The 2,606-nt window shown below is 68.8% G+C and carries 4 protein-coding genes and 1 pseudogene; 3 read left to right on the forward strand and 2 right to left on the reverse strand.

The window, feature by feature from the left end:
• A pseudogene (locus ACWNCF_RS03640) lies at nt 1-450 on the reverse strand (LrgB family protein); the annotation flags it as partial.
• On the opposite strand from ACWNCF_RS03640, the gene ACWNCF_RS03645 reads away from it, so the two are divergent.
• Both ACWNCF_RS03645 and ACWNCF_RS03650 read left to right on the forward strand, forming a co-directional pair.
• Nucleotides 428-736 carry a CidA/LrgA family protein gene (locus tag ACWNCF_RS03645; protein WP_449406053.1) on the forward strand — a complete coding sequence of 103 codons (309 nt, stop codon included), beginning with the start codon at nt 428-430 and terminating at the stop codon, nt 734-736. The pseudogene ACWNCF_RS03640 and the gene ACWNCF_RS03645 sit on opposite strands and share 23 nt — an antisense overlap.
• Nucleotides 729-1,469 carry an LrgB family protein gene (locus ACWNCF_RS03650; RefSeq protein ID WP_449406054.1) on the forward strand — a complete coding sequence of 247 codons (741 nt, stop codon included), beginning with the start codon at nt 729-731 and terminating at the stop codon, nt 1,467-1,469. The genes ACWNCF_RS03645 and ACWNCF_RS03650 overlap by 8 nt, the downstream gene beginning before the upstream one ends.
• Nucleotides 1,470-1,598: 129 nt before the next feature.
• Here ACWNCF_RS03650 and ACWNCF_RS03655 read toward each other — a convergent pair whose 3' ends face one another.
• Nucleotides 1,599-2,138 (reverse strand): hemerythrin domain-containing protein, encoded by a 540-nt coding sequence (locus ACWNCF_RS03655; RefSeq protein WP_449406055.1) that lies wholly within the window; start codon nt 2,136-2,138, stop codon nt 1,599-1,601.
• Between the two features lie 324 nt (nt 2,139-2,462).
• Here ACWNCF_RS03655 and ACWNCF_RS03660 point away from each other — a divergent pair, with 324 nt between their 5' ends.
• Entirely contained in the window at nt 2,463-2,591 is a 129-nt protein-coding gene (locus tag ACWNCF_RS03660; RefSeq protein ID WP_449406056.1) for a hypothetical protein, read from the forward strand.
• The last annotated feature ends 15 nt before the right edge of the window (nt 2,592-2,606 follow it).

Raw genomic sequence — 2,606 nt, forward strand, 5'->3', positions numbered from 1 at the left:
CGGACACGGCCATCGCGATGGGCGTCGTCGCCGACTCCGGCCCCAGCGAACGCGCCAGTTCCGGCGATGCGCCCATCAGCACGGCGATGCCGACGGCGCTGACGATCGCCGTCACGCAGCCGCACAGCAGCGCGCAAGCGAGCGGGAACAGGCTGCGGCGCAGTCGCGGCATCTGGCGCGCGAGCGGCACCGCGAGGGCCACGGTGGCGGGAACCGAGCAGGAAGTGGACGAACTGGGCGCCGGCAAAATAGCGCGGGTACGACATGCCGCTGGCCGCCAGCACGAGGCTCACGAGCGCGATCGCGATGGCGACCGGATTGGCGAGCGGCGAGAAGCCGCAGCGCGCGTACACCCATTGCGCGAACACGTAGGCGCACAGGGTGACGCTGAAGCAGCGGGGAGGCCGACAGGTAGACCCAGAAGTGGGTGAAGCCCTCGAGGTTAAACATCGCCGCCGTCCCTTTGGCGAGCCGGCGTCCGCGCATCGCCGTCCCCGCCCCGCCGGTCGGCCGGCGTCAGCGCCTGCTGTTCGTGCCAGCGGGCGTCGGCATCGTCGTGGCGGCGGCCAGCGGCAGCGGGCACTGGCTGGCCATCTGCGCGGCCGTCGTCGGCAGCACGCTCCTGACGCTGGCCGCCACGGCGCTCGTGCTGCAGGCGCTGACGCCGGCCGACCGGCGGGGCGGGGACGGCGATGCGCGGACGCCGGCTCGCCAAAGGGACGGCGGCGATGTTTAACCTCGAGGGCTTCACCCACTTCTGGGTCTACCTGTCGGCCTCCCCGCTGCTTGGCCTCACCGTCACCCTGTGCGCCTACGTGTTCGCGCAATGGGTGTACGCGCGCTGCGGCTTCTCGCCGCTCGCCAATCCGGTCGCCATCGCGATCGCGCTCGTGAGCCTCGTGCTGGCGGCCAGCGGCATGTCGTACCCGCGCTATTTTGCCGGCGCCCAGTTCGTCCACTTCCTGCTCGGTCCCGCCACCGTGGCCCTCGCGGTGCCGCTCGCGCGCCAGATGCCGCGACTGCGCCGCAGCCTGTTCCCGCTCGCTTGCGCGCTGCTGTGCGGCTGCGTGACGGCGATCGTCAGCGCCGTCGGCATCGCCGTGCTGATGGGCGCATCGCCGGAACTGGCGCGTTCGCTGGGGCCGAAGTCGGCGACGACGCCCATCGCGATGGCCGTGTCGGAACACCTCGGCGGCGTGCCCGCGCTGACGGCCGTCCTCGTGATCTGCACGGGCATCTTCGGCGCCGTGACGGCGCGCTTCCTGATGCGGTTCCTGCGCATCGAGTCGCACGCGGCGCAGGGCCTGGCGCTGGGCGTCGCGTCGCACGGCATCGGCACGGCGCGCGCGTTCCAGGTCAGTCCCGAGATGGGCGCGTATGCGGGCCTCGGCATGGGGATGAACGGCGTGCTGACGGCGTTGCTGGCGCCATGGCTGGTGCCGCTGCTGCTCCGCTGGATGGGCCACTAATGAAGAAGCCCGTGGGGACAATAGAAGAAGCCCGCAACCACGCGCGGACGCGGTTGCGGGCGGGGCAGGCGCGAGGTCACGCCATGCCGGGGGAGCGCAGGCGGCTTGCGCCGCTGCGGAAAACGACGGTCAGGCGGACTTGCGGGTGAAGGCGCGGGCCGCGAACAGGGCGCTCGCGACGCCGACGACGATGGCGGCCGTGCTGCCGGAGAAGCCGACGGCCGTGTTGGCGGCGATCTTGCCGGCCTTCGGCGTCACGAGTTCCAGGCGACGCTTGGTCATCTGCGCGCCGAGCTCGCACAGGCGGTCCTTGTCGAGCGCCTGCTCCGCTTCCGGCAGCAGTACGGTCTCCTCGTCCGCCACGTGGTGCTGGACGTCGCGCATCAGCTCGAACACGAGGTCGTCGTGGCGCGGCGACGTCGGCTCGGTGCGCCGCAGTTCGGCGATCACCGCCCGCATCTCGTCGTGTTCGGGCACGCTCTTGTCCATGACCTTCTGGTCGTGGACGCGCGGACGGATGGCGGGATAGAAGATTTCCTCCTCGAGCGTCGCGTGGATTTCCAGCGCGTCGCAGATCGTTTCGGCCAGCGCCTTCTTGACGCTCGGGCGCTTGTCGCGGGTGTACTGGTGGAACGTCACCATGACGTGCGAGTGATCGAAGCGGATCATGTCGGTGATGGACGGACTGAGTTCTTCAGGGAAAACATGATCGTCTCCTGTGGGCTGTGGGGGCGGAGACAGCACTGGTAGTGCCGCCGCCAGAGCTGCCGCGTAGGAGGGCGCCGCACGGTCTTGTCGGCCGATGACGCATGGGCTGTCCGGCCCAGGCCGGCAATCACTCGACAGGCGCTGTCGCCTCTACTCCTACACAGACACGGCTTCGTTTCTGATTACTGTGTGCCGCAACGCTGCGATGATGGGGGCCTGCAACGCCGCGGGGTAACGCAGGACGCGTTCAGCGCGGTCATCCCAACCAATATTGGAGGAAGCGGAATGTTTGCACACAACAAGCGCTTGCAGTACACCGTGCGCGTCAGTGAACCGAATCCCGGACTGGCCAACCTGAGGTGCTGGATCATCCAACTAACTCCTCCGTTTTTAACCTTAGCAATACGTAACTGAACCAGGTACACAACA

The sequence above is a fragment of the Massilia phosphatilytica genome, assembly GCF_977014125.1.

Coding starts and splice junctions, on each gene's coding strand:
- ACWNCF_RS03655 (WP_449406055.1), bottom strand. CDS start 2,138: ATGATCCGCTTCGATCACTCGCACGTCATGGTGACGTTCCACCAGTAC.
- ACWNCF_RS03660 (WP_449406056.1), top strand. CDS start 2,463: ATGTTTGCACACAACAAGCGCTTGCAGTACACCGTGCGCGTCAGTGAA.
- ACWNCF_RS03650 (WP_449406054.1), top strand. CDS start 729: ATGTTTAACCTCGAGGGCTTCACCCACTTCTGGGTCTACCTGTCGGCC.